At 62.8% G+C, this 23321-nt stretch carries 21 protein-coding genes and 1 pseudogene; 7 read left to right on the forward strand and 15 right to left on the reverse strand.

The window, feature by feature from the left end:
• Positions 1-40: 40 nt before the first annotated feature.
• Positions 41-1225: a thiolase family protein gene (locus B0G76_RS21430; protein ID WP_120296641.1), complete on the forward strand. Its 1185-nt coding sequence runs from the start codon at positions 41-43 to the stop codon at positions 1223-1225.
• Between the two features lie 66 nt (positions 1226-1291).
• Here B0G76_RS21430 and gltS read toward each other — a convergent pair whose 3' ends face one another.
• Positions 1292-2518, reverse strand: coding sequence for a sodium/glutamate symporter (gene gltS / locus B0G76_RS21435; protein WP_120294327.1), 1227 nt, complete (start codon positions 2516-2518; stop codon positions 1292-1294).
• 241 nt (positions 2519-2759) lie between these two features.
• On the opposite strand from gltS, the gene B0G76_RS21440 reads away from it, so the two are divergent.
• The 5 genes from B0G76_RS21440 to B0G76_RS21460 all read left to right on the forward strand — a co-directional run bounded on the left by B0G76_RS21440 (position 2760) and on the right by B0G76_RS21460 (position 6934).
• Positions 2760-4037: a NupC/NupG family nucleoside CNT transporter gene (locus tag B0G76_RS21440; protein ID WP_120294328.1), complete on the forward strand. Its 1278-nt coding sequence runs from the start codon at positions 2760-2762 to the stop codon at positions 4035-4037.
• A gap of 15 nt (positions 4038-4052) precedes the next feature.
• Positions 4053-4442, forward strand: a complete 390-nt coding sequence (locus B0G76_RS21445) for a cytidine deaminase (RefSeq protein WP_054040364.1) — start codon at positions 4053-4055, stop codon at positions 4440-4442.
• Complete coding sequence (locus tag B0G76_RS21450; RefSeq protein ID WP_120294329.1) at positions 4439-5440, forward strand: nucleoside hydrolase; 1002 nt, start codon at positions 4439-4441, stop codon at positions 5438-5440. The genes B0G76_RS21445 and B0G76_RS21450 overlap by 4 nt, the downstream gene beginning before the upstream one ends.
• Positions 5441-5639: 199 nt before the next feature.
• On the forward strand, positions 5640-6575 hold the full coding sequence (gene panE / locus B0G76_RS21455; RefSeq protein ID WP_120294330.1) for a 2-dehydropantoate 2-reductase: 936 nt from the start codon (positions 5640-5642) through the stop codon (positions 6573-6575).
• Positions 6576-6634: 59 nt separating this feature from the next.
• Positions 6635-6934, forward strand: coding sequence for a hypothetical protein (locus B0G76_RS21460; RefSeq protein WP_120294331.1), 300 nt, complete (start codon positions 6635-6637; stop codon positions 6932-6934).
• Between the two features lie 71 nt (positions 6935-7005).
• Here B0G76_RS21460 and B0G76_RS21465 read toward each other — a convergent pair whose 3' ends face one another.
• From B0G76_RS21465 to B0G76_RS21495, 7 genes are all read right to left on the reverse strand, one after another.
• Positions 7006-8052: an ABC transporter substrate-binding protein gene (locus B0G76_RS21465; RefSeq protein ID WP_120294332.1), complete on the reverse strand. Its 1047-nt coding sequence runs from the start codon at positions 8050-8052 to the stop codon at positions 7006-7008.
• A 75-nt stretch (positions 8053-8127) separates the two neighbouring features.
• A complete protein-coding gene (locus tag B0G76_RS21470; RefSeq protein WP_120294333.1) occupies positions 8128-9255 on the reverse strand; it encodes an FAD-binding oxidoreductase in 1128 nt (375 codons plus the stop codon).
• Entirely contained in the window at positions 9248-10681 is a 1434-nt protein-coding gene (locus tag B0G76_RS21475) for an NAD(P)/FAD-dependent oxidoreductase (protein ID WP_120294334.1), read from the reverse strand. Before B0G76_RS21475 ends, B0G76_RS21470 begins: the two co-directional genes overlap by 8 nt.
• The gene (locus B0G76_RS21480; protein WP_120294335.1) at positions 10678-11085 is read right to left on the reverse strand and encodes a (2Fe-2S)-binding protein; all 408 of its coding nucleotides are present in this window, start codon (positions 11083-11085) and stop codon (positions 10678-10680) included. Before B0G76_RS21480 ends, B0G76_RS21475 begins: the two co-directional genes overlap by 4 nt.
• Entirely contained in the window at positions 11085-11879 is a 795-nt protein-coding gene (locus tag B0G76_RS21485; protein ID WP_120294336.1) for an ABC transporter permease, read from the reverse strand. Before B0G76_RS21485 ends, B0G76_RS21480 begins: the two co-directional genes overlap by 1 nt.
• A 16-nt stretch (positions 11880-11895) precedes the next feature.
• Positions 11896-12810 carry an ABC transporter permease gene (locus B0G76_RS21490; RefSeq protein ID WP_120294337.1) on the reverse strand — a complete coding sequence of 305 codons (915 nt, stop codon included), beginning with the start codon at positions 12808-12810 and terminating at the stop codon, positions 11896-11898.
• The gene (locus B0G76_RS21495) at positions 12803-13894 is read right to left on the reverse strand and encodes an ABC transporter ATP-binding protein (RefSeq protein WP_120294338.1); all 1092 of its coding nucleotides are present in this window, start codon (positions 13892-13894) and stop codon (positions 12803-12805) included. The genes B0G76_RS21490 and B0G76_RS21495 overlap by 8 nt, the downstream gene beginning before the upstream one ends.
• 303 nt (positions 13895-14197) lie before the next feature.
• Between B0G76_RS21495 and B0G76_RS21500 the strand changes: the two genes are divergently transcribed.
• Positions 14198-15076, forward strand: coding sequence for an IclR family transcriptional regulator (locus B0G76_RS21500; RefSeq protein WP_120294339.1), 879 nt, complete (start codon positions 14198-14200; stop codon positions 15074-15076).
• A 466-nt stretch (positions 15077-15542) separates the two neighbouring features.
• Here the strand turns inward: B0G76_RS21500 and B0G76_RS21505 are convergent.
• The 7 genes and pseudogenes from B0G76_RS21505 to B0G76_RS21535 all read right to left on the reverse strand — a co-directional run.
• Positions 15543-16267, reverse strand: a pseudogene (locus B0G76_RS21505) (OprD family outer membrane porin); the annotation flags it as partial.
• A 153-nt stretch (positions 16268-16420) separates the two neighbouring features.
• Positions 16421-17476, reverse strand: a complete 1056-nt coding sequence (locus tag B0G76_RS21510) for an ABC transporter ATP-binding protein (protein ID WP_120294340.1) — start codon at positions 17474-17476, stop codon at positions 16421-16423.
• Positions 17473-18468 (reverse strand): ABC transporter ATP-binding protein, encoded by a 996-nt coding sequence (locus B0G76_RS21515; protein WP_120294341.1) that lies wholly within the window; start codon positions 18466-18468, stop codon positions 17473-17475. Before B0G76_RS21515 ends, B0G76_RS21510 begins: the two co-directional genes overlap by 4 nt.
• A gap of 1 nt (position 18469) precedes the next feature.
• The gene (locus tag B0G76_RS21520) at positions 18470-19384 is read right to left on the reverse strand and encodes an ABC transporter permease (protein WP_183082108.1); all 915 of its coding nucleotides are present in this window, start codon (positions 19382-19384) and stop codon (positions 18470-18472) included.
• A gap of 3 nt (positions 19385-19387) precedes the next feature.
• Complete coding sequence (locus tag B0G76_RS21525; RefSeq protein WP_120294342.1) at positions 19388-20326, reverse strand: ABC transporter permease subunit; 939 nt, start codon at positions 20324-20326, stop codon at positions 19388-19390.
• A 16-nt stretch (positions 20327-20342) separates the two neighbouring features.
• Positions 20343-21959, reverse strand: coding sequence for a peptide ABC transporter substrate-binding protein (locus tag B0G76_RS21530; RefSeq protein WP_120294343.1), 1617 nt, complete (start codon positions 21957-21959; stop codon positions 20343-20345).
• 181 nt (positions 21960-22140) lie between these two features.
• Positions 22141-22713, reverse strand: coding sequence for a cupin domain-containing protein (locus tag B0G76_RS21535; protein WP_120294344.1), 573 nt, complete (start codon positions 22711-22713; stop codon positions 22141-22143).
• Positions 22714-23321: the final 608 nt, after the last annotated feature.

The raw sequence follows: 23321 nt of genomic DNA on the forward strand, positions 1-23321 counted from the left end.
ATGGGTAAGGGGTCATGGGTAGTCCAACTGGAGATGAATGATGAGTACGCGAGAAGTGGTGATCTGCAATCCGGTGAGAACGCCGATCGGCGCATTCGGCGGATCGCTGAAAGAGGTGCCTGCAACCGAACTCGGCGCGGTTGCCGTACGTGAGACGCTGCGGCGCAGCGGCCTCGATCCGGCCGCGCTGGCTTCGGTGGTCATGGGCAACGTGATTCAGGCCGGCAACAGGATGAATCCTGCTCGTCAGGCGTCGATTGGCGCGGGCGTGCCGGTGGCGGTGCCTGCGCTGACGGTCAATCGCGTGTGCGGGTCGGGCGCGCAGGCGATTGCGTCCGCGGCCCAGGAAATCTGGCTCGGCCTCGGCGATGCCGCCGTGGCCGGCGGCATGGAAAACATGGATCGTGCGCCGTATCTGCTCGACGGCGGCCGCTGGGGCTATCGGATGGGCAACGCGCAAATCCACGACAGCCTGCTGCGCGACGGTCTGAACGATGCGTTTTCCGGCGAGCATTCGGGCTGGCATACCGAAGACCTCGTCGCGCAGTTCGACCTCACGCGTGAAACGCAGGACCGTTGGGCCGCGCGTTCGCAACAGCGTTTCGCCGAAGCGCAGGCGCGTGGCGATTTCGATGCCGAGCTGGTGGCCGTCGAGATTCCGGGGCGCAAGGGTCGGCAGCAATTTGCGAGCGATGAACAGCCGCGCCCGGATACCACGGTCGAAACGCTCGCCAGGCTGCGTCCGGCATTTCGTCCGGACGGCACGATTACCGCAGGCAACGCGCCGGGATTGAACAGCGGCGCAGCGGCGATGCTGGTCGCCGAGCGTGGCTTCGCCGAAGCGCGCGGCATCGAGCCATTCGCGCGGCTGGTGGCGTATGGCGTCGCGGCCGTCGAGCCGGGCATGTTCGGCCTCGGCCCGGTGCCGGCTGTGCAGATGGCCTTGGCCCGCGCGGGTTGGCAACTTGACGACGTCGAACGCTTCGAGATCAATGAAGCCTTCGCGGCCGTGCCGCTCGCGGTGGCGCGCAGACTTGGCATTGAGGATGAACTGATCAACGTGCAAGGCGGCGCGATCGCGCACGGTCATCCGATCGGCGCGACCGGTGCGGTATTGATGACCCGCTTGCTGCACTCAATGCGCCGCGACGGCCTGAAACGCGGCGTGGTTACGTTGTGTATCGGCGGCGGGCAGGGGATTGCGCTGGCATTGGAACTGATCTGATATCGGCCGTTGCTGCGGCGCGTTTGCGGTGCCTGAAAGCACGCAAGCGCGCCGCGGCCTTATCGGCTAATGAAAGATCGGCAAAGCCAGATAACCCTTGATGACGAGCGCGTTGGCAATGTCGATAAAGAAGGCGCCCACCATCGGCACGACCAGAAAGGCGAGGTGCGAATGGCCGAAGCGGGCTGTGACGGCTTGCATATTCGCGATGGCCGTGGGCGTCGCGCCGAGTCCGAAGCCGCAATGGCCGGAGGCGAGCACGACAGCATCGTAATTGCGGCCCATCACGCGGAACGTGACGAAGATCGCATAGAGCGCCATCAAAACCGTCTGCGCAACGAGAATCGAAATGACCGGCAGCGCCAGCGAGGCGAGGTCCCAGAGCTTGAGCGTCATGAGCGCCATGGCGAGGAAAAGCGCGAGGCTCACGTTGCCGAGCAGGGCCACGGCGTGATCGAGAACGGGTTTGCCCGCAAGCCCGAGTGCATTGCTTAGCACCACGCCGACGAAGAGCACGCAGACGAAAGTCGGCAGTTCGATCGCCGTGCCGGCCAACAGCTGTGATAGCGCATTGCCGGCCGCGAGGCTGATCGCGATCAGCGCGAGCGTCTCGATGAAGGCGGCTGGCGTGGTGGCTTGCTCCGCTTTCGGTTCTTCGAAGGCGAGCGGCGCTTTGGCTGGGCTCTCGTTGTGGTTCTCTGTGTGATTCCCTGGGTGCGCAACGTCCTTCTTCGCGACTTGCCGCATCAGCAACCGTGCCACCGGGCCGCCGAGAATGCCGCCCATGACGAGGCCGAAAGTCGCGCAGGCGATCGCGGCCTCCGTGGCGGACTGAAGCCCGTGGTGCTCGGCGAACACCTTGCTCCATGCAGCGCCGGTGCCGTGACCGCCAGACAAGGTGATCGAACCGACCAGCAAACCGTACAGCGGATCGATGCCCAATAGATAGGTGAGCGCGATGCCCACTGCATTCTGCAAGACCAGAAGGCCGATCACGAGGCCCAGAAAACGCAGCAACAACGGACCGCCGGACTTGAGGCTGGCGAGGTTGGCGTTGAGACCGATGGTCGCGAAGAAGGCGAGCATCAGCGGCGTTTGCAGCGCGGTATCGAAGCGCACTTCAACGTGGCTCGTTGTGCGCAGGATCAGTAGGACGATTGCCACGAGGAGACCGCCGGCAACGGGTTCGGGAATCGTATAGCTGCGCAGTAGAGGGATCCACCCGACCAGCCTGTTTCCCAGCAGCAGAACCAGTGAAGCCGTGACGAGTGTTCCATAGATACCGATGTTCATAAGCGACCTCGATAAGCATGAGTGATGGTCACAGCGCGATGCAACATCTGACGGCGTGTGGAACGGCAGGAACGCCTACGGCGTGAGAGTACCTGATCGGGGTTGATCCAACAACGATTGCGGCGAAACACACTGTCGCGGACCGGCTGGCACCCGGTACCGGGATAAGGTCGTATTTAATTTTTCTCCCGCATCGGTTTCGTTTAGGATCATTGCCACTTTCACAAGAACACCACGAGACATGGCACTGATCGCACGAAACATCCTCGGCATTGGCGTACTGCTGCTTATCGCTTTCATTTTTTCGACCAACCGGCGCGCCATCCGCGTACGCACCGTCATCCCGGCGCTGCTTGCGCAGGTCGGTATCGGCGCCTTCATTCTCTTCGTGCCGATCGGCAAGACGGTTCTCGCGGCCGCTGCGTCAGGCGTCAATCACATACTTGGTTATGGCAACGCGGGCATCGAGTTCCTGTTTGGCGGCCTCGTGCAGGCGAAGATGTTCCAGGTGTTCGGCGACGGTGGTTTCGTGTTTGCCGTGCGTGTGCTGCCGGCCATCATCTTCGTCACTGCGCTCATTTCCGTGCTGTACTACCTCGGCGTGATGCGCTGGATCGTGATCGTGCTTGGCACAATTTTCCAGAAGCTGCTCGGCGTATCGAAGATCGAGTCGTTCTCGGCCGTGACCACGATCTTCCTGGGTCAAAGCGAAATGCCTGCCGTGGTCAAACCGTTCACGCGCGACATGACCGGCGCCGAGCTGTTTGCTGTCATGTCGAGCGGCATGGCGGCAGTTGCAGGTTCAGTGCTGGCGGGCTATGCGGGTCTCGGTGTGCGGATTGAATATCTGCTGGCCGCGTCGTTCATGGCAGTGCCGGGCGGCTTGCTGTTCGCCAAGATCATTCATCCGACCACTGAGTCGAGCCGCGTGCATCTCGAGCACCTCAGCTTCGATGAAAAGCGTCCCGCGAACGTGATTGAAGCCGCGAGTTCCGGCGCGACAGTGGGCCTGAGAATCGCCGTGATGGTCGGCGCGATGCTGATCGCGTTCGTCAGCCTGATCGCGTTGCTCAACGGCGTTGTGGGCGGCATAGGCGGCTGGTTCGGCCATCCGCAACTGTCGATGCAGTCGATACTCGGCACGGTGTTCGCGCCGCTCGCGTATCTGATCGGCGTGCCGTGGAGCGAAGCCGCCATCGCCGGCAATTTCCTCGGACAGAAGATCATTCTCAACGAGTTCGTCGCTTATGCGTCGCTGTCGCCGTATCTGAAAGATGCCGCCAGCGTGAGCGCGGCCGGCCTGCAAGCGCTCGATCCGCGTACCATTGCGATTCTGTCGTTTGCGTTATGCGGCTTCGCGAACTTTGCGTCGATCGCGGTGCTGACGGGCGGCTTTAGCGCCGTCGCGCCGGAACGCCGCGCCGAAGTCGCACGCTACGGCCTGCGTGTCGTGCTCGCCGCCACGCTCTCGAACCTGATGAGCGCCACGATTGCGGGCATGTTCCTGACGCTGAATTGAATCGAGGATCGTTGCATGAACATGGAACAACTGTTGGAACGCGCCGGTGTCGCGCGAGAAAAGGCCTATGCGCCGTATTCGAAGTTCAAGGTCGGCGCCGCGCTGCTGACCAAAGACGGCACGGTATTCGACGGCTGCAACGTGGAGAATGCCTCGTACGGATTGTGCAATTGCGCTGAACGTACGGCATTTTTCAGCGCGATTGCCGCGGGCTATCAACGTGACCAGTTCGCCGCGCTTGCCGTGATCGGCGATACGGATGGACCGATCGCACCGTGCGGCGCGTGCCGCCAGGTGATCATCGAACTGGGCGGCCCGGAATTGCCGATCCGGCTCGGCAATCTGCATGGCGCCACCCGCGACACCACCGCGCGCGAACAATTGCCGGACGCGTTCTACCTATGAGCCAGCGCAAGGTTATCTACGACACCGATCCCGGTGTGGACGACGCGATGGCGCTCGTTTTCCAGGCGCTGCATCCGGACATCGAATTGCTCGGTCTGACGAGCGTATTCGGCAACGCCACGATCGAGACCACCACGCGCAATGCGCGTTTCCTGGCCGGGCGATTCGCGCCGGGCGTGCCGGTCGCGCAGGGCGCCGCGGCACCGCTCAGGCGCGAAGCACCCGAGCCGCTCGCCTGGATTCACGGCGACAACGGGCTTGGGAACATCGTGCTTGAAGCGGGTCTTGAAGCGGGTCTTGAAGCCGGTCTTGAAGCGGCGCTCGACGCACGCCCCGCACACCGCTTCATCATCGACACGGTGCGCGCGCATCCCGGTGAAGTCACGTTGATCGCAGTGGGCCCGCTCACGAACATGGCCTTGGCGCTGGCTGACGATCCGCAGATCGCCTCGCTCGTCAAACAGGTGGTGATCATGGGCGGCGCGTTCGGCACGGACGGCGTGCTCGGCAACGTGACCCCCGCCGCCGAAGCGAATATCCTTGGCGACCCCGATGCCGCCGACCTTGTGCTCGGCGCGCCTTGGCCGGTTGCGATTGTCGGGCTCGACGTCACGCAGCGCACCATCATGAGCCAGGATTATCTGGCGTCGCTGCGCGATCGCGGCGGCGCAGCAGGGCAGTTTGTGTGGGACGTGTCACGGCACTACCAGGCCTTTCACGAGCAAAGCGCGCAACTCAAGGGTATCTACGTACACGACTCGTCGGCGGTCGCCTATGTGCTGGCGCCGCATCTTTACACGACTCGCAGCGGACCCGTACGCGTGCTGACGGACGGTATCGCGGTGGGCCAAACCATCCAGAAACCTTCCACGATGCCGGTGCCCGCGCCGGACTGGGACACCCGGCCCGGGAGCACAGTTTGTCTCGACGTGGACGTGCCCGGGATGCTCGCGCTTTACGAACGCACTTTGTGCGGCACGGCGATTGATCTGACATAAACAAACAATTCGGGATCAACGCGGTAGCAGCGCCGAAACCAAACAACCGCAATGCATTGCAGCAAACCGGCCCGGCATGGTTGGCCGATGCGTATCGCCAATTTTTGCTACATTTCTCCAGACGTGCTGCGTACGCGGTCCTGGAAGCCTTTGCTGATCGAACCGGCGCGCGTGACCCAAATCTATCAAGAGGCAAAAGATGCGAATTCTAGTAGTAGGGGCGGGCGCCGTGGGCGGCTATTTTGGCGGACGTCTCGCGGCGGCGGGGCAGGACGTGACCTTCCTCGTGCGCTCCGGCCGCGCGGAAAAACTCGCGCGTGACGGTCTCGTCATCAACAGCGTGCGCGGCAATCTCGCGTTGCACGACGTCAAGACGATACTCGCCGGTGTCGGCGCCGAACCGTTCGATCTCGTGCTGCTCAGTTGCAAAGCCTACAGTCTCGACGACGCGATCGATTCCTTCGCACCCCTGGTCGGCGAATCGACGCTGATTCTGCCGATGCTCAACGGCATGCGCCATATCGACGTGCTCAAGGAAAAGTTCGGTGCGTCGCGCGTCCTGGGTGGGCAATGCGTGATTGCTGCGACGCTCAGCCCCGAGCAGCACATCATGCATCTGAACGAAATGCATGCGATCACTTTCGGCGAACTCGAGGGCGGCACCTCCGAGCGCGTCCAGGCAATCGCGGATGCGATGGCCACCGCGAATTTCGACGTGACGGTCAGCGACAACATCCTGCTGCGCATGTGGGAAAAGTGGGTGTTCCTGGCCACACTGGCGGCGAGTACGTGCTTGATGCGCGGTTCGGTCGGCGATATTCTGGCTGCGCCGGATGGCAAGCGCATCATCGAAAACCTGCTCGGCGAGTGCCGCGGCGTGGCGGAACACAATGGCTTTACGATGGGGCCGGACTTCGACGCCCGGGCCACCCAAACGCTCTTTACGCCCACGCCGCTCACGGCTTCGATGCTGCGCGACGTCGAAAACCACTCGCATACCGAGGCGGATCACATCCTCGGCGATCTGATCTCGCGCGGTGGCGACGCGCAGAAGGGCGAGCACGGCTTGTCGCTGCTGCGCATCGCCTATAGTCATCTGAAGACGTATGAAGCGAGGCAGGCCCGCACGTCCTGAATGAGCGGAACGCGGGTGACGGGGGCGGCTACAGCAGGCTAACGTTTCGGAGGTGAAGCATGCCGAGTCCAACCGGATCCGTACCCGCGCTCAGTGCCGCCTCGGCGACAATCTTCTCGATCGGCATTGTTTTTCTCGGCTACTGGGGCTTGTACGATCAGTCGAAATGGCACGTCTCCGACGTCTTCGTCTTCATCTTTGCGATGATCGGCTTTGGCTGCCTCGGCCTCGTGCCGTGGATGGCGACCAGCCCGGTCGAGCCGGAAACCAGCGATTCCCGCATCCGCATTGCGCGGCACATGTTTCTTGCCGGCGTTCTTTCAATCTGGCTGGGCGTGGCGATTTCGGTGATCTTTTGAGGCAACGCCAGACACGAGAACGCGCGCCTTGAAGCAAGCAGGGCGCGCGTCTCGTTGAGGCGCAAGCAGGCTTAACGCTCGATCTGCCTGTTCCAGCGCGTATCCCACTGCGCGCGATGCGCGTTGATCGTGTCCCAATCCACCACGGTTACCTTCTTCACCAGATCGTCCACGTTGCCGAGGCTTTGCTGCATGGGCGGTGTCATCTTCGCGAGACGGTTGGTGGGAATCTGCCGGCCGGCTTCGGCGGCTTTCGTCTGGGCCGGCGCGGACAGCAGGAATTGCGCGAGTTTCTGCGCCAATTGCGGGTCGGGGTTGTTGTTGACCACGCACAGATCGACCAGCAGCAACACCGGACCTTCCTTCGGATTCACATAGCCGACCGGAATGCCCTTGTCCTGCAGATCGCCCACGGCGGTTGGCGTCAACGGAAACAGGCCCGCTTCGCCGGTCTGGACCATTTCGGAAATTTTCGCCGAATTCGGTACGTACTCCACGACATTCGGACCGACCGTGCTCGCCCATTTTGTGAAGCCCGGTTCGACGTTCTGCTCGCTGCCGCCCATCAAACGGTTGATCGCCAGAAAGCCGTGCAGGCCGAAGGTACTGCTCGAAGCGGACTGGAACACGACTTTGCCCTTGTACTTTGGATCGGCAAAGTCCATCCATGAAGTCGGCGGCGCCCAGCCCTTTTCAGCGAACAGCTTCTTGTTGTACGCGATGCCGGTCATGCCGAGTTGCACGCCCGCGCCCATGTCGTCCTTCATGCGCGCGAACGGGTAGAGCTCCTTGAGCACCGGCGAGTCGTCGAGCTTCTTGCACACGCCCATGCTGACCGCGCGCGCCATCACGCCGTCGTCGAGAAACACCACGTGGATTTGCGGATTGGCCTTGTTGGCGAGCAGCTTGGCGAGAATGTCCGATGAGGTGCCGGGCACCACGACCACGTTGACGTTGTTGGCTTTCTCGAAGTCGGGCAGGACCTGGCTCGTATAGGCCTTTTCCATCGGACCGCCGTTCATGCCGATATAGATCGTTTTGGTCTCCGACCATGCGGGCGCGGCCGCGGCGAATGCGCACAATGCGGCCAGCGCCGCGATCGTCTTGAACAGTTTCATTGAGAGGCTCCTGATTTTCACTAAACGATAACGAGGCGATGATTGAACGATAACAACGCGAAAACCGCGCGACAACTATGCGACGGTCGGCGCGGCAACAGCAGCGAAGCGATTGATCGAAAAAGCGTCGAGCGGTGTGGACGTGGCGCCGTCGATTACAAGATCCGCGAGTACGTCGCCGACCCCTGGCGCCAGCAAAAAACCGCCGCCCGAGAAGCCGAACGCATGCAACAGACGCGGCACTGTGCGGCTCGCACCGATGATCGGATTGCTGTCTGGCGTTTCACCTTCCACGCCGCTCCATGTGCGGATCAGCAGCGCCTCGCGCAGCGGCGGGAGCAGGGCGCACGCGTCGCGCATCACGGCGCGGGTGGTTTCTGTCGACGGTTGACCGTATTCGCCGTCGCCGTGTCCGCGCCCGCCGCCAATCACGCAATTGCCGCGCGCCACTTGCCGCGCATAGATGCCGCCGCCGACCACGCCGAGGTTGTGCGTGATGAAGAGCGGCAGCGGCTCGGTGACCCACATGTTCGGGTAGATCGGTTTCATCGGCGCGGTTTCGCCGAAGTAGCCGGCAACCGTGTTCGCCCATGCGCCAGCGGAATTGATCAGCCAGTCGGCGCTGAAGCGCATGTCGCCTGCGCGTAACTGGAAGCGTGTGCCGTCGTGCTGGATCCCGGTCAGTTCGGTTTGCTCGCGCACGTCCGCACCCGCGGCGCGCGCGGCACGTGCGAACGCAGGCGACACCAGCCGCGGATTCGCATGACCATCGCTCGCACACAGCGAGCCGCCGATCGCCGCGGCGCCCAGCCATGGATAGCGTTGCCGGAACGTGGCGCCGCCGATCAACTGCGCTTGCAGTCCGTGGCCGCGCGCCATGTCCGCCCATGCTTCGAGCGCGGCAAGATCGGCTTCGCGGCGCGCGAGCCGCAAATGTCCCGACACCGTGAATTCGCCGTCGATGCCGATCAGCTCCGGCAAGCGATCCCAGATGCGCCGCGCACGCATGGCGAGCGGCATCTGTTCGACCGGCCGTCCCTGAACGCGCACGCCGCCGTAGTTCACGCCGCTTGCCTGCGCGCCGCAATAGCGCCGCTCGAACAGGCCCACGCGCAAGCCGCGCCGCGCGAGCGCCAACGCCGCCGATGAGCCGACCAGCCCACCACCCGCAATCGCGACGTCGTAGTGCAAGGTGTCACTCATCGCGCGCCTCTTCGGGAATCTCCGCGACGCCATCGGCGTAGATGGCGGGCGATAGCGGAATCGGTTTGACGGGCGGCTGGCTGCGCAAGCGGCCGACGGCTTCGAGGGGTTGGCCAGTTTCTTCCGCAAGCAGCGTCAAAGCCGCTTCACCGCACATGCGCCCCTGGCAGCGGCCCATGCCGACTCGCGTGAGCGCCTTCAGGCCATTGATCTCGTTCGCTTCGCCACCGCGGATACAGCGCCGCAAGGTGCCCGCATCGACTTCTTCGCAGCGGCACACGGTCATCTCGTCGGGCCATTGCGCGGCGCATTTTTCGGGTAGTGCGAATGCCGCCTCGATGCCTTGGCGAAACACGGCGATACGTTGCAGGCTGCGTTCGAGGGAAGCCACGTCGCGCATGCCGAGGCCACGCGGATGGGCGATGCCGAGGTCGTCGAGTAGCGCCAACGCCGTGCGACGGCCCGCGAGTTCGGCAGCGTCGGCGCCCGCGATGCCCGCGCCATCGCCCGCCAGATAGATGCCGCGCACGGTGCTGCGCCCGGCGGGGTCGAGCTCGGGCAGCCAGCACCGGTTGTGCGTATCGAAGCGGAAGCGGCACCCGGCGAGATCGGCGAGTTGGGTTTCAGGCTTCAGGCCGAAGCTGATGCCGACGGCGTCGCACGCGATACTTTCGATTTTCGGGTTGCCTCTCGAAGAGCGCCATTCAATCGCGCTCACGCCGTGCTCGCCGCGAATGCCGATCAGGCTCACATCGCGTTCGATCCGCACGCCGCGCGTGATTAGCCAGCCGACGTAATGGAGACCCTTGGCGAACGTAGCAGGTTGCCGCGCGAGTTTCGGCGCCGCGGCCATCTGCTGCGATAACGGACTCGTGTCGAGCACGGCCACCACCTGTGCGCCGGCTTTCACATACTGATAGGCCACGAGATAGAGCAGTGGCCCGGTGCCGGCGAGCACCACGCGCTGACCGATCGCACAGCCCTGCGCTTTCAAGGCGACCTGCGCCGCGCCCAGCGTGTAGACACCGGGCAACGTCCAGCCCGGCACCGGCAGCACGCGATCGGTGGCGCCGCTGGCGATGATCAGATGCGAAAACGGCACGCTGATTTCCCGTCCCGCGTGCAGCGTATCGAGCCGGCCGGGTTCACACGCCCAGGCCAGTGTGTCGGGGCAATAGTCGAGGTGCGGAAGCAGCGCGGCCATCGTCGTATGCAATGCGTCGGCCTTGTGCGCTTCAAAACCGTAGAGTGTTTTCTTCGAGCGCTGGAACGCGCCGTTCGCGGGCGGTTGACGATAGATCTGACCGCCCCAACGGGCGTTTTCATCCAGCACGATCGGCTTGACGCCTGCTGCAACGAGTGTCTCGGCGGCGCGCACGCCAGCCGGCCCCGCGCCGACGATAACCACGCGGTGTTCGTTGCTCATGGCGTGTCTCCGTCGGCAATCGCAGCGGAGGCGGAATCAACGACAGAAGCAGCTTCAGCGAGCCGTGTGACCACACGCATGCCTTGCGCCACGAGCGTCGAGCACGCGCGCAAGCGCACACCTTCTTCGGTACGCATCCAGCAGTCCTGGCAAGCGCCGATCAGGCAGAAGCCGGCGCGTGGCGCGCCGCTGAATTCGCTTTCGCGCAGGCGGCGTTGGTGCATCAACACGGCGGTGAGCAATGTGTCGCCATGCAACGCGGTGACTTCGTGGCCGTCGATAAAAAAGCTGAGCGGTTCACGGTGCGTCTCCGCGACGCGTACGAATTGCGCATCGCGCTTCAGCGTAGCGGGTTCGGAAGACAGCAATTTCGACGGCATGTGAGAGAAGGCGGTAGAAGACATCAGTGCTGGCCGATCAGGATCCGGTTGAGCCCATACACGCGATCGAGCAGCAGCATCGCGCCGGCGGTGATGAAGATCACCAGCGCCGAGACGGAGGCCATCATCGGATCGATCGATTCGGTCGCGTACATGTACATGCGAACCGGCAGCGTGACGGTTTGTGGCGAGGTGACGAAAATCGACATCGTCAGTTCATCGAAGCTGTTGATGAACGCGAGCAGCCAGCCGCCGGTAATGCCCGGCAGAATCATCGGAAAGGTGACGCGGCGAAACGTGGTCCACGCATCGGCGCCGAGCGAGTGCGCGGCATGCTCGACGCTGCGGTCGAGACCGCTCACCGAGGCCAGCACGAGCCGCATCACGAACGGCGTGATGATGATCATGTGCGCGAGCACGAGCCACGCGAACGAACCGGTTGCGCCGATCAATGCGAAGAAGCGCAGCAGCGCGATGCCGAGCACGAGCCCTGGAATTACCAGCGGCGACAGCAATAAGCCGTTGAGAAAGCCGCGGCCCGGAAAACGGGCGCGGCCGATCGCCAGAGCTGCCGGCAACGCGACGATTAACGAGAGCGTCGCCGAGGCAAACGCCAGCTTGAGACTGTTGTAGAACGCCGAGATGAAGTCCGGGTAATTGAGGATCGCGCGGAACCAGCGCAGCGATACGCCGTGCGTGGGCAGCGTGAGTGTTTCGTCGGGCGTGAAGGCAACCAGCACGACGATCACGAGCGGCGCGAGCACGAACGCAATCACGAGCGTGTGGAAAATCAGCGCAATGGGGCCGTTTTTTCTCATGATGGTCTCGCGAGATTCAGCCGAGGCTTCTGGCGTACTTGCGCTCCAGAACCCGGTAGTAAGTGAGCATCACGATCAGATTCGCGACCAGCAGCAGGAGCGCGATGGTCGCGCCGAGCGGCCAGTTCAGCGAGCCGAGGAATTCGTCGTAGACGGCGGTGGCGGCGACTTTCAGGCGCCGTCCGCCGAGCAGGCCGGGAATCGCGAAGGCGCTCGCCGATAGACCAAACACCATCAGGCTGCCCGACAGAATGCCCGGCGTGAGTTGCGGCAACACGATGCGGCGCAAGATCGTGGCGGGCGATGCCATCAGCGAAAGCGCGGCATTTTCCGTTTGCGGGTCGAGCTTCTGCATTGCGGTCCACACCGGAATCACCATGAACGGCAGCATCACGTGCACGAGTGCAATCACGATGGCGAAGGTGGTGTACTCGAGCTTGTACGGTCCGAGCCCGACAAGACCGAACGCCTGATTCGCGAGACCGTTGCTGTTGAGCAGCATGCTCCAGCCGAACGCGCGCACCACGACCGAGACCAGCAGCGGCGCGAGAATGATCAGCAGGAACATCGAACGATACGGATCGCGCATGCGCGACAGAACATAAGCTTCCGGCGTGCCGATCACGATGCACAGCAGGGTGGTCAGAAAGGCGATACCGAAGGTGCGCAGGAAGATCGTGTGGAAATACGACGATTTCAGCACTTCCGCATAGTTGCCGAACTGGAAGGCGGCGAGCGGGCCGCTCGCCGGATCGAAGCGGTAGAAGGTCAGCACCAGCGTCATCACGAGCGGCACCAGCACGAGCGCCGCGAACAGCAGGAAAGCCGGCGCGCACATCAGCCACAACGGCACAAACGCTTGCCATGGTGCGCGGCGCACATGGCCGGTTTTCACGCTGTTGTCGTTCGAAGCGGGCAACGTACTAGCCATGATCCGCATCCCGTTGAATGAAGCGGATCGCCTCGCTGTTCCAGTCCACGCCGACCGCCGCGCCTTCCGGCAGGGGCTCGGTGCCTTCGTTCTGGCAGCACACCAGCACTTCGCCGAGCCGGCTGTCCACGCGATACAGCCACTGGCTGCCGAGGAAGAAGCGGCTCGTCACGGTGGCCGCCAGACGTCCCGTGTGCGGCGCGCACAGGCGCAGCTTTTCCGGACGAATGCACAACGTGACCGCGTCGCCCACGCCGATCACACGCTCGCGCAGGGGCAGTTGCGCGGTATGGCCGGTTTCGGCGAGGTCGTGTCCGAGGTCGATGCGGATCGCGTCGCCGTCGCGCGCCACCACCTTGCCGGCCAGCATGTTCGCCTTGCCGATGAACTGCGAGACGAATCGGTTTTCAGGCCGTTCGTACGCTGCGTAGGGCGTGTCGATTTGCGTGATGCGGCCGGCTTCCATTACCACCACCCGGTCGCTGATCGAGAGCGCTTCCGACTGGTCGTGCGTGACCATGATGGTGGTCGTGCCGATCTTGCGTTGGATGGCGCGCAGTTCGAACTGCATGTCTTCGCGCAGCTTGGCGTCGAGATTCGACATCGGTTCGTCGAGCAGCAGCACGGGCGGCGCGATCACGATCGCGCGGGCGAGCGCCACACGCTGCCGCTGACCGCCGGACAACTCGCGCGGAAAGCGATGCGCGAGCGTATCGAGCCGCACCAGTGCCAGCGCTTCGCGCACGCGCTCCTTGCGCTCGGCCTTGTCGACGTTGCGCATTTCCAGTCCAAAACCGACGTTGTCCGCGACGCTCATATGCGGAAACAGCGCGTAGCTCTGGAACACGATGCCCAGGCCGCGCTTATTCGGCTTCATGTGTGTGATGTCACGGCCGTCGAGCGTGATCCGTCCGCGCGTCGTTTCGACAAAGCCCGCGATCATCTGCAACGTGGTGGTCTTGCCGCAGCCGGACGGCCCGAGCAGCGAAACGAACTCGCCTTTTTCAACCGACAGGTTCACGTCCGCGACTGCCTGCAGATCGCCGAACGATTTCGCTACGTCGGTGAGTGTGAGGAACGACATGATCTGGCCTCTGGATGGGTCGACACCGGTTCAATCGGCAACTGCCTCGATGGAGCCGACTCTATCCAGCCAAATTGCATGGCGTCAATTTCAAATTCCGTTTGCCGGTATAAGATTTGAAAAAATTCCGCTGAATGGAAGATATTCAACGGAACCGGCTCCCACTGTTCCGCTGCATGGTCTCCGGAAAATCCCTATGAATCAGGCCGAAGCGCGAATGGAACGGGTGTCCTGGGAATATTCCATTCAGGGATAAAAGACTCTATAGTGTTCCGGTCAATGAAATAATTCGGAGCGCTGGAGATGAATGCTGCCGCCAAACGAGATGCCGATCCCGCACTGGCCGAAACGGGTAGCGCACCCGGACCCGGGATGCTGGAGCGCGCCTTCTCTGTGATCCGCGCGTTATCGGAAGCGCAGCCTGACGGCGGCCGCGTCACCCGTCTCGCGAAAGCGGTGGGGCTGACGCAAGGCACGGTGCACCGCATTCTTCATGCACTGATCGCGGAAGGCATTGTTGAACAGGACGAAAATTCGAAGCTGTATCGGCTGAGTGTCGATTTCTTTGCGCTCGCGGCGCAGGCCGGCAATCCGAGCGGCATGCGCACCCTGTGCCGTCCCGCGTTGCTGCGCTTGTGCGCGAGTCTCGGCGACACGATTTTTCTGCTGGTTAAAAGCAGCTTCGACGCGGTGTGTCTCGACATTTGCGAAGGGCCGTTTCCGATTCGCTCTTTCACTGGCGATATCGGCGGGCGCGTGGCCTTGGGTGTCGGTCAGGGGAGTCTGGCGATTCTCGCGTTCCTGCCTGAAGCGGAACGTGAAGAGATTATTCGCTTTAACGTGCCGCGTATTCGTGGCTATGGCGTGCTCGACGAAGTGTATTTGCGCACCGAGATCGAACGCGTGCGCCAACTCGGTTACGCGGGCCGCAATAGCGGGGTGCTCGACGGCATGGCGGGCGTGGCCGTGCCGATTCTGGACCGTACCGGCGTGGCGGTGGCGGCGCTGAGCGTCGGCACCCTGGCGGCGCGTCTCGGCGACGATCGCCTGCCGATGGTTGTTGAATTGCTGCGCCGCCAGGCGGATGCGATCGGGCCGCAAACCAATCCCTTCGATGTCGCGTTGCGCCGGCCGATGCATGGCTTGTCGCGTGCGATGACTACTGAGCGGATTGGCGGATAGGTTGAAGCGAGAAGGGCGTCACGTTGAGCAAGAAGGTGACGCCCGTTTCGTTTTTCAAGGTGGAGAGACGGTCTGCTCACTTCCCTTATTTAATAAGGCTTTCAAGCTGATACATAAAAAAAGTACCCGCGAAAATACCCGGCATTTTCGAGCGCTGTGCAGCGCAGCTGTGCAAGTACTCCGCGCCGCCTATTGCAACCGAATCACGTCCGGCTGGGGCTAAGCGCATGCAGACACGGAGACAAGCGACCGTTCGCACCGAGGTATTCCTGCGCTGCTATTGTCTTCCCGGATGACCTATCCAGTCGCTCGCCCCTCGGCTCTGGAACGTTTCGCGCGCAAAAAATATCCCTCGCCACCCTCTCCTCCGGTCGATTTTGTGTCCTGGGGTAAACATATGAAGTAAGGGTCGCTTTCAACCTTGTTTCAAAACCAGATTTGGCCAATTGTTGAAGTTTTTAAAGAGGGGGAACGCGCGGTTGTCATGCGGTTCGAGGAACGGGTTGGTGACGGTCTGCAGACCGTACTTCACGACCGTTTCCGAAATGCGCCCCTTGATGTCAACCATCCCGGGGTAAGCCCACGCGAGCTGTTGCGAGCCGCCGCCGTCCTTGCCCACGTGCACCATATTGCCGGCGCCGTTGCCGCCGTCGAGCTTGAGCGCGGCGAACAGTGACGCGTCCACGCCGAAGCCGATCGGGCCTTGCGTGAAACCCGATTCATAGCTGACCTGGGCGCCCTGAACCCACGCGTGACGATAGATCGCGGTCGGCGCCTGGAAGTAGTCGGAGTAGTTGCGGAACTGCAGGTTGAGAGGGCTATCGGCAATAAAGCCCTTGCTCGCCGCCTGGCTCGATGGCGGCGTGGGCGGCGTGACGGTCTGGTCGGCTTCCGCGTTGACGACGGCGTTGGTGGTGTCGGGTTGATCGTTGCGCACCTGGCCGCCCTGTTCCGCCCTGCGCTTGTCAGGTGTGCTGACCTGCGAAGCTGACGAAGCTTGCGAACGCTGCGTTGGAGACGACAACGTTTGCGCGAGTGTTTGAGTTTTTGTCGTGTCGGAGGTGGGCTCCAATACGACGTCATCGGCGTAGGCACTCGCGCCGAGGGTTACCGCGGGCAGCGTGAAGGCGCAGTAAAAGAAGGTGGCTGCATGAGTTTTTTTGACCGCTTTTTTGTTCGGCTATCTTTCATCGTATACGTCTCTGTAATTTTTTTGGTGAGTCTTTGGCTGACGGTTAGTCAGTCCACGCTTATCGCTCGTCCCACTTGTAGCAGGACGAACGAATCCAGCGGCGCGACCTCCCGCCGCGCCGGAGAATGCGGTTTGAATTTCTGGGCTGTTTTTTAGCGATCGGCTACCAGGGGCACTTCCTCCGAGGCGCCGTTCACGCGAATGCACGCAACACGTGTCGCGCTCGCACCGTGCGTGACGGGCTGCGGAATCTCGCTGGCGCAGGCCTCGATCGCATCCGGGCAGCGCGTGCGAAACGCGCAACCGGAGGGTGGGCTGAGCGGCGACGCAATCTCGCCGCGCAACAGCAGATGACGGCGTGCGCGTTCAACCACCGGATCGGGCACCGGCACCGCCGACAGCAACGCACGCGTATAAGGATGACGCGGCATGCCATACACGTCGCGTTTGTCGCCGAACTCCATCACGCGTCCCAGATACATCACCAGCACGCGGTGGCTGATCGCCTTGACGACCGCGAGATCGTGCGCGACGAACAGCAGGGACAGCGACAACTCGCGCTGAAGATCGCGCAACAGGTTGACGATTTGCGCCTGGATCGAGACGTCGAGCGCGGACACCGGCTCGTCGCAGATCACCAGTTGCGGTTCGCCGATCAACGCGCGCGCAATGCCGACGCGCTGACACTGGCCGCCGGAAAACTCATGCGGATAGCGGCGCAGATGCTGCGCATTGAGGCCGACGCGTTCGAGCATGGTCAGCACCCGCCGTTGCACGTCGGTGCGGGCAATATCCTGGCCATGCGTAAGCAAGGGTTCGGCGACGATCTGTTCGATCGTCATGCGCGGATCGAGCGAGGCGAGCGGGTCCTGGAAAATCATCTGCACGTCGCGGCGCAAGCGTGAGGTATCACGGCGCGCATCCGGCAGCACGGTTTCCTTGTCGAGCCAGCGCACGCTGCCGCTCGCCACCGGCGCGAGACCGATGATCGCGCGCGCGAGCGTGGACTTGCCGCAACCCGATTCGCCGACGAGGCCCACGGTTTCGCCGCGCCGCACGCTGAATGACACGCCATCCACCGCGCGCAGCGTGCTTTTGCCGGACCACGGAAAGCCGCCCTTCGGCACGGCGAATTGCACCTTGAGATTGTCGACCGTCAACAGCGTTACTGGACCTTGATCTTGGCTTGCAATGGAAGTGGCGTTCATACGTGTTGTACCTCCATGATGTCCTGCACTGGCCGGTGGCAAGCGCGCAATGCGCCCGCAGCCGTAGGCGACGCCACGAGCGCAGGCCGTGACGCGCGGCACCGCTCGCTGCAATACGCGCAGCGCGGCGCGAATGCGCAACCCTCGCCGACTTCGCCGGGCAACGGCGGATTGCCGGGAATGGTTTGCAGCGGACGGTCATCGTCGTCAGTCAGGCGCGGCAGCGCGTTCAAGAGGCCGATCGTGTACGGATGCGTCGGCGCGGCGAACAGCGTCGCGGCGTTCGCCTGCTCAACGGTCTGTCCGGCGTACATCACCATCACGTCGTCGCACAATCCGGCCACGACGCCCATGTCGTGCGTGATCAGAATGATCGCGGTGCCGCGTTCGCGGTTCAGCTCGCGCAGCAACTCGATGATCTGCGCCTGCACGGTCACGTCGAGCGCGGTGGTCGGCTCGTCGGCGATCAGGATTTCCGGCTCGGAGAGGAGGGCCATTGCGATCATCACGCGCTGCCGCATGCCGCCGGAAAACTCGTGCGGATACATGTTGATGCGCCGCGCGGCATCGGGAATACGCACCGTTTCGAGCGTTTCGATCGCGCGGCGGCGCGCTTCGCGGCGCGACATCTTGCGATGCAGTTGCAGCGTCTCGGTCATCTGCCGTTCGATTGTGAGGAACGGGTTGAGCGAGGTCATCGGGTCCTGAAAGATCATGCCGATGCGGTCGCCGCGAATCCTGTTCAGCTCGGCTTCGTTCATCGTCAGCAGGTTTTCGCCGCGATAGGTCGCAGTACCCGATACCTTGCCGTTGCCGGCCAGCAGGCCGAGCAGCGCCATGACCGTCTGGCTTTTGCCCGAGCCCGATTCACCGACAATGCCGAGCGTGCGGCCCGCTTCGAGCGAAAACGACACGCGCTGCACCGCGTCGACGGGTGCGCCCTCGCGGCGCGTGAAGCGCACGCTCAGGTCTTTGACTTCGAGTAGCGGCATGTCAGCGGTCCTTCGGATCGAATGCGTCGCGCAGACCGTCGCCGACGAAATTCACGCAATACAAGGTGACGCACAGCATCACCGCCGGGCACAGCAGCAGCCACGGCATCGATTCAAGCTTCTGCGCGCCGTCCTGAATCAGCACGCCCCAGCTCGTCATGGGTTCCTGCACGCCGAGGCCGAGGAACGACAGCACGGATTCGGTCAGCACGATGTTGGGCACCGTCACGCTGGCATACACCACCACCACGCCGAGCAGATTCGGCACGATATGGCGCGCGATGATCGACGGCGAACTCACGCCGATTGCCCGGGCGGCGTCGATAAATTCCCGCGAGCGCAGCGACAGCGTCTGGCCGCGCACCACGCGCGCCATGTCGAGCCACGAGAACGCGCTGATGGTCAGCACCACCAGGTAGAACGCGCGGCCGAACATCGTCATCATCAGGATCGCGATCAGCATGTAGGGGATCGCGTACATCATGTCGACGATGCGCATCATCACCGCATCGACACGGCCGCCCAGATAGCCCGCGGTGGCACCATACGCCACGCCGATCAGCCCCGACACGAGCGTGCCGAGCAGACCCACTTCCAGCGACACACGCCCGCCTTGCAGCGTACGCGCGAGCAGGTCGCGGCCGAGTTCGTCGGTGCCGAACCAGTGCATGTTTTGCAGCGTCGGCGCGAGGCTGATCGCGCTCCAGTCGCTGTCGATCGGATTGTTCGGCAGAAACCACGGACCGGCCACGCAGGCAATCACGATCAGCAGCAAGACGACAAAGCCGGAAAACGCCGCGCGATTGCGCACGAAGCGCAGCGCGGCGGTGGCGAGCGGCCCGCGCGAACGCGGCGCCCTTGCGATGGCCGCGAGCGGATCGAGCGCCGCGGCAGTCGATTGAATTGAGCGGGGCATGGATCAGTACCGGATGCGCGGATCGAGCCAGGCGTATGCCAGATCGACCAGCAGATTGAACAGGACGGCGACCGCGGTGGTCAGCACGACGAGGCCGAGCACGAGCGTGTAGTCGCGGTTGATCGCGCCGTTGACGACCAGTTGCCCGAGGCCGGGCAGGGCGAACACCGACTCGGTGACCACCGCCGCGGTGATCGACGAGATGCAGATCGAGCCGAGCAGCGACACCACCGGCATCAGCGCGGGCTTCAACGCATGGCGCAACACGATCGTGCGTCCCGGCAGGCCCTTGGCGCGCGCGGTGCGGATGAAGTTGCCCGACAGCACTTCGATCATGCTGCCGCGCATTACACGAGCGATCGCGGCGACGTTGATGATGGTGAGCAGTTCGATCGGCAGCACGCGGTAGCGCCATTCGCCTTCGCCCCAGCCGCCGGCCGGCAGCCAGCCATGGCCTTCGGAGGTCTTCAGCAGGATCGCGAAGATCCACACCAGCACCGGGCCCAGCACGAACGGCGGCACCACGTTGCCGATATTGCCGAGCACCATCACCAGATGATCGATGAAACGGTCGCGCCGCACGGCGGCCAGCGTGCCGAGCGTGACGCCGATCACCACCGCGATCGGCACCGATACGCCGCCCACGCCGAGACTCACCGGCAACGCCTTCCACACCAGATCGTTGACCGACCAGTCGGCGTAGCGGAACGACGGACCGAGGTCGCCGTGCAACAGCGAACCGAGGTAGTGGAAGTACTGCAACCACAGCGGTTCGTCGAGGTGATACTTGGCGTTGAGGTTCGCGAGCACGGCCGCCGACAGGTGTTTCTCGGTGTCGAACGGGCCGCCCGGGGTGAGGTGCAGCAGCAGATACCACGCGGTGATCACGGCGAGAATCGTCGGGATCGCCCAGAGCGTGCGGCGCAGCGTATAGGCCAGCATGACGGTGCTCCCGCGCTTAGTGCTTGATCAGATACATGTCTTGCGTGGCGCGCTGGTCGACGTAATTGGTCGACGTGTAGCCGCCGACATACGATTTAACCAGGCGGTCAGCCGAATACTGGAAGAGCGATACCAGCGGGTAGTCGTTCATGGCCAGATCGTGCGCCTGCGTGAGCAGGGCGGTGCGCTTCGCGTCGTCGAGTTGCTGGTTGCCTTCATCGACCAGTTTGTCGACTTGCGGGTTGCAGTAGCGCTGATCGTTCTGCACGCTGTCGCAGCGTATCAGGTCAAAAAATGAATTGGCGTCGTTGTAGTCGACAAACCAGCCGTCGCGCGAGGCCTGCACCTTGCCGTCGTGGCGCTGCTTGAGCAGGACCTTGTATTCGACGTTTTCGAGCTTGGCGGTCACGCCGAGTTTGGTGCGCCATTCCGACGTGGCAAACAGCGCGACCTTCTTGTGCAGGTCGTTGGTGTTATAGGTGAGCGTGAAGGTGAGCGGCTTCGCGTCAGAGTAACCGGCTTCCTTCAGCAGGTTGCGCGCGTAGTCGACGCGCTTGGCCATCGGCCAGCTTGCCCAGTCAGGCGTGAAGACGTTCGCGCCTTCCGTGCCCTTGGCGATCAGGCCGTACATCGGCACCTCGCCGTCGGCCGTCAGACGCTTGGTCAGCAGGTCGCGGTCCAGCACCATCGCCAGCGCCTGGCGCACGCGCTTGTCCTTGAATGCCGGGTCTTCGTTGTTCAGGCTGTAATAGTAAGTGGCGATCTGCAGGCCGGTTTTCAGTTCGGAGCCGAACTGTTTGCTCACCTGCGCATAGATGCCCGACGGAATCGAATACGTGTAGTCGAACTGGCCGGCCTGATACATGCGCATGGCCGTTTCGTCGTTTTCGATCGGCAAATAGGTCACTTTCGTGATCACGACCTTGCTGGCATTCCAGTACGTGCTGCTTTTGGACGCGACCAGCCGGTTGCCCGGTTGCCAGTCGGTCAGCGTATAGGGGCCGTTACCGACGAAGTTGCCTGGACGGGTCCAGTCGCCGCCGAATTTGGTGACGGTCGCGCGATTGACCGGGACCATGGCAGGCATGGCGGTCAGTTGCGGAAAGAAGGCGGCGGGCACTTCGGTGGTGACTTCGAGCGTGTACGGATCGACGGCGCGCGCGGCGAGACTCGTCAACGGCGCCTTGCCGGCGAGAATAGCCTTGGCGTTCTTCACGAATTCGACCAGCACCGTGTATTTCGACCCGGTCTTCGGATCGAGCACGCGTTGCCATGCATAGACGAAGTCAGCGGCCGTGACCGGCTGGCCGTTACTCCAGCGCGCGTCGTGGCGCAGCTTGAAAACCCACGTAGTCGGCCCGGTGCGCGTCCACGATTGCGCGACGCCCGGCACGATTGCGCCGGCCGCGTCGATGCGCGTCAGACCTTCGAACATGTCGAGCGCGATCGTGTCGCCGGTCCAGGATTCGATATGCGCGGGGTCGAGCGATTCGGTTTCGGCCGGCACCTGGCGGGTCATCTCCTGGCTGGCGGCGAGCGTAACACCGGGGGGCACCGTGACGGCGAAGGCGGAAGGCTGAAATGTAAGGACGAGCGCGGTCAGCGCCGTCGCATAGACGAACGGGGTTTTCATCGGTTGAGATCGCAGGAAAGGTCGAGAGAAGAACGCGCTGGCGCCAGGGCGCCCGGTTATCCGCCGTGCCCGGGCCGGGGCGGCCCTTGTTGCCCTTGTTGGTTGCTCGACATGCAGGATTCCTTACATTTCGTAATGCAGGCAAACCCTGGCCGAATCAACCGGAAAAGGTGCCTGCTTTTTAGAACAGTCTCGGTGTGCCCACCCAGACGACTACCGACTCCTTGCGCGCGGTATTCACCCAGCTGTGCGGCACGGTCGATTCGTAATGCGCGCTGTCTCCCGCGTGCAGCACGAACGTCTTGCCTTCCAGCGTCAACGACACTTCGCCGTCGATTACATAAACAAATTCTTCCCCGGCATGCGTGGTCACTTCGGAGCGTTTCTGCCCGGGCGGCATCCTCACGAGGATCGCTTCGAGCTGACGGCCGCCCGTCAGATTGGTCAGCCGTGCAAACAGATTGGCCGAGTCCGCAAAACCGAAAAACTTCAACTGATCGCTACGGCATACCGAGCGTTCTTCGCTTGGCGTGTCGACGAAATACTGCACTGTCACCCCGAGCGCGTGCGCAATTCCGGCCAGCGACGTGATGGACGGTGACGCCAGGCCGCGTTCGACTTGCGACAAAAACGGCTTGGAAATACCCGCCGCGGTTGCCGTGTCATCCAGCGTGCGCTTGAGCCGTTGCCGCAACGCGCGGATCTTGCTGCCGAGTTCGAGTGCCGGATTCTTCTTTTGAATTGTCGTGACCATAGCAGGAGGAAATTAGCCCGTCAAAATTTGTTTGATATAAGTAAATATGGTTTGATCGCAGTCCAGACCGGGGTGGGGGGCCGTTCAGCTTCCGGTCGTGCAAGGGACCGCATTTTCGAGACAACGCTCTATGTTGCCAGAACCGAAATCCGCTCCAGCCGTTTTGACCGGTAATCGACGAGAAATTGAAAGCGGATACGGTAAAGACTGCTGTATGCACAAGGGTGTCCGCATTGATGCAGTTTGAGTATCGCGAAGCGTTAAAGGCATGACATCAAAGGCTATTTTCATTCAAACGCGATTTCGCCACGAAGGGGTATGGCGTGTAAGAACGGGTAATTGGCACGGTATCAGTGAATTCCCTGAGTGACGAATCGCGCGTCTGTTTGCAGAATCTGCCCCGCTTGGCGGTTGGGCGTGCGTGTTTGTATCAGACGCGGCGCCGCCCGCTGTTTTTCATTCCGCACGCAGCGATCCTGCGCGGCGGAGCGTTGTCCGGCACGTTCCAACCGAACGTCGGCCGGGCCGAGGACATGACTATCACTGCCGATTTTTCCCGCCGCGGGCTTTGCGTCCGCCATCTGGCGCAGCCGCTATCCAGCGCTCGC

This window comes from Paraburkholderia sp. BL23I1N1 (genome assembly GCF_003610295.1).
Lineage (GTDB): Bacteria > Pseudomonadota > Gammaproteobacteria > Burkholderiales > Burkholderiaceae > Paraburkholderia.

Excerpts from the sequence above, each read along its gene's own strand:
- B0G76_RS21430 (WP_120296641.1), top strand. The coding sequence starts at position 41 with ATGAGTACGCGAGAAGTGGTGATCTGCAATCCGGTGAGAACGCCGATC.
- gltS (WP_120294327.1), bottom strand. The coding sequence starts at position 2,518 with ATGAACATCGGTATCTATGGAACACTCGTCACGGCTTCACTGGTTCTG.
- B0G76_RS21440 (WP_120294328.1), top strand. The coding sequence starts at position 2,760 with ATGGCACTGATCGCACGAAACATCCTCGGCATTGGCGTACTGCTGCTT.
- B0G76_RS21445 (WP_054040364.1), top strand. The coding sequence starts at position 4,053 with ATGAACATGGAACAACTGTTGGAACGCGCCGGTGTCGCGCGAGAAAAG.
- B0G76_RS21450 (WP_120294329.1), top strand. The coding sequence starts at position 4,439 with ATGAGCCAGCGCAAGGTTATCTACGACACCGATCCCGGTGTGGACGAC.
- panE (WP_120294330.1), top strand. The coding sequence starts at position 5,640 with ATGCGAATTCTAGTAGTAGGGGCGGGCGCCGTGGGCGGCTATTTTGGC.
- B0G76_RS21460 (WP_120294331.1), top strand. The coding sequence starts at position 6,635 with ATGCCGAGTCCAACCGGATCCGTACCCGCGCTCAGTGCCGCCTCGGCG.
- B0G76_RS21465 (WP_120294332.1), bottom strand. The coding sequence starts at position 8,052 with ATGAAACTGTTCAAGACGATCGCGGCGCTGGCCGCATTGTGCGCATTC.
- B0G76_RS21470 (WP_120294333.1), bottom strand. The coding sequence starts at position 9,255 with ATGAGTGACACCTTGCACTACGACGTCGCGATTGCGGGTGGTGGGCTG.
- B0G76_RS21475 (WP_120294334.1), bottom strand. The coding sequence starts at position 10,681 with ATGAGCAACGAACACCGCGTGGTTATCGTCGGCGCGGGGCCGGCTGGC.
- B0G76_RS21480 (WP_120294335.1), bottom strand. The coding sequence starts at position 11,085 with ATGTCTTCTACCGCCTTCTCTCACATGCCGTCGAAATTGCTGTCTTCC.
- B0G76_RS21485 (WP_120294336.1), bottom strand. The coding sequence starts at position 11,879 with ATGAGAAAAAACGGCCCCATTGCGCTGATTTTCCACACGCTCGTGATT.
- B0G76_RS21490 (WP_120294337.1), bottom strand. The coding sequence starts at position 12,810 with ATGGCTAGTACGTTGCCCGCTTCGAACGACAACAGCGTGAAAACCGGC.
- B0G76_RS21495 (WP_120294338.1), bottom strand. The coding sequence starts at position 13,894 with ATGTCGTTCCTCACACTCACCGACGTAGCGAAATCGTTCGGCGATCTG.
- B0G76_RS21500 (WP_120294339.1), top strand. The coding sequence starts at position 14,198 with ATGAATGCTGCCGCCAAACGAGATGCCGATCCCGCACTGGCCGAAACG.
- B0G76_RS21510 (WP_120294340.1), bottom strand. The coding sequence starts at position 17,476 with ATGAACGCCACTTCCATTGCAAGCCAAGATCAAGGTCCAGTAACGCTG.
- B0G76_RS21515 (WP_120294341.1), bottom strand. The coding sequence starts at position 18,468 with ATGCCGCTACTCGAAGTCAAAGACCTGAGCGTGCGCTTCACGCGCCGC.
- B0G76_RS21520 (WP_183082108.1), bottom strand. The coding sequence starts at position 19,384 with ATGCCCCGCTCAATTCAATCGACTGCCGCGGCGCTCGATCCGCTCGCG.
- B0G76_RS21525 (WP_120294342.1), bottom strand. The coding sequence starts at position 20,326 with ATGCTGGCCTATACGCTGCGCCGCACGCTCTGGGCGATCCCGACGATT.
- B0G76_RS21530 (WP_120294343.1), bottom strand. The coding sequence starts at position 21,959 with ATGAAAACCCCGTTCGTCTATGCGACGGCGCTGACCGCGCTCGTCCTT.
- B0G76_RS21535 (WP_120294344.1), bottom strand. The coding sequence starts at position 22,713 with ATGGTCACGACAATTCAAAAGAAGAATCCGGCACTCGAACTCGGCAGC.